General features: G+C 39.4%; 2 protein-coding genes. One reads left to right on the top strand and one right to left on the bottom strand.

The features are described 5' to 3' along the window. Nucleotides 1-442: 442 nt before the first annotated feature. A complete protein-coding gene (locus ACEW8U_RS10860; RefSeq protein WP_373522062.1) occupies nucleotides 443-2,860 on the bottom strand; it encodes an ABC transporter permease in 2,418 nt (805 codons plus the stop codon). Between the two features lie 296 nt (nucleotides 2,861-3,156). Between ACEW8U_RS10860 and ACEW8U_RS10855 the strand changes: the two genes are divergently transcribed. After that, on the top strand, nucleotides 3,157-3,797 hold a 641-nt coding region (locus ACEW8U_RS10855; protein ID WP_373522061.1), incomplete at its 3' end, for a Fic family protein.

Genomic DNA, 3,797 nt, shown 5'->3' with positions numbered 1-3,797 from the left:
AACTAGATTTTCAGCCTACCATCTTAGTTGGCTTAAGCCAACTAAGATGGTAGGCTGAAAGAAAGATTTAACCTTAGACACAGTTTAATGAACTATCCCATTTTGATTCCCCAAATCCAACATCAGCTCTAAATCCCATTTATTTCTTGAAACATATTTCATCATATTTCGGAAGCATATATCCATAATATCGCTAAGCATATATCCACCTTATATCACGAAGTATATATCTATTTTATATCGCTCAGCATATATCCACTTTATATCTATTTTTTTATTCACCCCTTCATCATTCCTCCCTCATCCTTCATCCTTTTCACTTACCCAAATCTAAAATCTAAAATTTTTCTCGCATCTCGCCTCTCACTTCTCGCCTCTTGGTTCTTGTCTCTAGTTTCTTGTCTCTTGTCTCTAACTTCCTCCCTCATCCTTTCTACTCCCCTCACTCGCTCTTCAGGATCTCAGCAGGGTTCTTATTGGCTGCTCTTATGGCATGAAATCCCACTATCAGCAAACAGAGCATTAACCCCACCATTCCTGATATTACAAACAAACCCCAAGGAAGATCTATTCTGTAAGAAAATGTCTGCAACCAGTTATCCAAAAATAGGTAAGCCGGAATACTCCCCAATACGAAGGCTATGAAAATCAATATCACATACTCCTTGGATACAAGTAAGAGTATCTGATTGACCGTAGCACCCAAAACTTTTCGGATGCTCAGTTCCTTAAGCCTTTTTGAAATGGTAAACAAAGTCAATCCAAACAGCCCCATACAACTGATCAAAATGGCCATACCTGATGCAAAGGCCAGGATTTCTTGCATCTTGGCATCATCCTCGTAAAACTTGGTAATAGTTTCATCCAGAAATATAAAGCTTCCGGATTCCAAAGGGTAATGTTCTTTGTATATCTCATCCAACGCCAACTTGGCCTGCATGGGAGAAGCTCCAGGCTCAAGGCGAACATTTATGGTCTGATAGGGGAATACCTCATAATACATGATCATTGGCAGAACTGATTCCTTAAGTGTTCTCGAATGAAAATCCTTCACCACACCTACTACCAGTAGTTCCCTTTTATCGTATGCAAGCACTTCTCCAATGATATCTCCTGGGTTTTCAAACCCAAAAGAAAGACTTGCAGTTTTGTTGATCAGAACTTCATTCGGAATTTCCCTAAGGTTCCTTCCGGCCAAAAGCTCCAGTCCATTAACCAGTACAAAATCTTCGTCAATAGTTTTCGCCTGAACTTCATGTTCATTCTTTTGATCCAGATTGGTAAATTCGATAATCGTGGTCCATAAACCTGAAGAAGCCACCATATCACTACTCAAACTGACACCTTGCACAAAGGATTCTTGTTCCAATCTTTCTTTGATAGGGAGGTTGGTTGCACCTGTTGAAGGATCCAAATAGGGAGCCCTGGCATACATCAAAGTTTCCTTATCAAACCCCAATTCCTGGCTGTTCAAAAATTTAATCTGTTTGGTGATAGCTAATACACTTATGATAAATGCTATTGAAAGGGTAAACTGAATAATCGTCAGATTTTTTCTTAGGAAAAGCCCAAAAGAGAATCCCTTTGGATCTTTCAAATCCCCCCTGATGGCCAAGTCAGGTTGGTAATTACCTAGGATAAATGCAGGGTAAATTCCAGATAAAAAAGTCAGCGCCACACTTAGGCCTATGAGAAACAAAATGTTTTCAAAGGAAAAAATCAGAACCTCCATTCCACCCGGTAAGTAATCCGCAAAGTAGGAAACCGTCAATTCTGTCAGAAAAAAAGATACACCTATCGCCAAGCCAACCAATAGATATGTTTCGGTCAAAAATTGCTGTATCAATTGTCCCTTACTACTTCCCATTGATTTTCGGATACCCACCTCTTTACTTCGGTTGATAGCCTGTGCAGTTTCCAGGTTGATAAAATTAAGGCAGGCTGTTACCAATAAAATAATTCCAATAATCATTAATCCTTTCAGCACTAACTTAACTGCCCTTTGAGTAGTGTATGGATTGGTAAAATGCAATTCTGACAAGGGTTGGATAAAAAACTGAGTTCTCCTTCCCTCTTCATGGGCAATATATTTATCCACAATTCCTGCCAAACCGGCCTCCACTTCCTCCCCCGATTTGCCATCTTCCAACAAAACAAAGAGTTGTGAATTGGAGTCGACACTTCCCCAATCGCCTACAAAATCGGGCAACCTTTTACCTTTCGTAATTTCGATGGTACTTTTCGATAAAAAATCTGTAAAGGTAAAATCCGTATTTTCGGTATAATCCTTCACAATTCCTGTGACCTGGACCAAAATACTGTCCTGTTCCAAGTATAACAATTCATTTCCCAGCACTTCTGAAACATCCATTCCCGGAAAATATTTCTGCACGCTACTCTCCGTCAGAACCACAGCATTTGGTTTTTCCAAAGCATTGGTAGGATTGCCTGCAAGCCATTCTCTTTCAAAAACCCGAAAGAAGCTTTGTTCTGTAAAAACAAAATTATCGGACCTGCCAAAATTTTTCTCCCCATCCGGAAAAAGCACAAGTGCATCACCGAGTCGAATAAAATGTGCCACATCTATTATCCCTGTCAATTCCTGCTTCACTGTTTCCCCAAGTGGAAAAGGAACGCCGGAATTAGGCCAGGACTGTTCCATGTAACTCGTCAAAGTAGTGATTTGGAATATGTTGTCCTTGTTGGAGTGGAAACGGTCAAAACTATAAGAGAAACTTATGACATTGAAAATCACAAAGCAAACCGCAATCCCTATTGCCAATCCTAAGACGTGAATAGCCGTTCTCAACTTATTCCTAAGGATATTTCTCCAGGCGATTTTTAGGTAGTTTTTGAGCATTCTCTATGAATATAATTTTAAAAACATTTCTGCTACATTCATGCCATCAAAAAAAGTCCAAAAACATCCCAATTGCTTCATTTCATCAACATTACAAATCCAATTCGGACAAAATCGTCCGTTGACGGGCAAATTGATTTATATCTCCTCTCGGTTTATCTTCAACACTTAGGGTTAAAATGAATAAGGGGAATTGTAAATGGTCAATTGGCACTTTCATAATTATCGGCAAAACTTAAAAAAAAATCCTTGATTTACCTTATTTTTGCCGATATCGGCAATTTATAAATTTAAGCATGGAGTATCTATCGGTAGTTAAGTTTGCGGAAAAATGGGGAATACCTGAAAGGACGGTTCGGCACTATTGCGCTTCAGGAATGATCAAGGGTGCTTTTCTAACCGGAAAAACCTGGAATATCCCTGAAGATGCTTTATTGCCCCAAAAAGTGAGCAAAAAAAAATCATTCGCCAATAGCCCTTTGCTCAACCACCTTAAGGAGCAAAGGGACATGAAGCTGAAAGGTGGGATTTACCATCGTACACAAATTGACCTGACTTATAATTCCAACCGGATTGAAGGCAGCAGACTAACCCATGATCAAACCCGATATATATTTGAATCCAACACCATAGGTGCCTTCCAGGAAAGTCTGAATGTTGATGACATTATTGAAACGACCAATCATTTTCGCTGCATTAATCTTATCATTGACAAGGCAAAGTCTAAACTCACAGAATCGCTGATCAAGGAATTGCATTTTTTGCTTAAATCAGGGACATCTGACATTTCGAAGGATTGGTTTAATGTGGGGGCCTACAAAAAGCTTCCCAATGAAGTCGGAGGAAATGAAACCTGCCCTCCCCATCAAGTCCCTGAAAAGATGAAAAATTTACTTTCTGACTATCATCGGAAGGTAAAGAAAAAATTGGAAGACAT

Origin of the sequence: Aquiflexum sp. (assembly GCF_041751335.1) — a bacterium.
Taxonomy (GTDB): Bacteria; Bacteroidota; Bacteroidia; order Cytophagales; family Cyclobacteriaceae; genus Aquiflexum.
This window is presented reverse-complemented; position numbering and strand designations above follow the sequence as displayed.

What these genes read in the sequence shown, in the direction of transcription:
- ACEW8U_RS10860 (WP_373522062.1), bottom strand. Translation starts at nt 2,860, where the DNA reads ATGCTCAAAAACTACCTAAAAATCGCCTGGAGAAATATCCTTAGGAAT.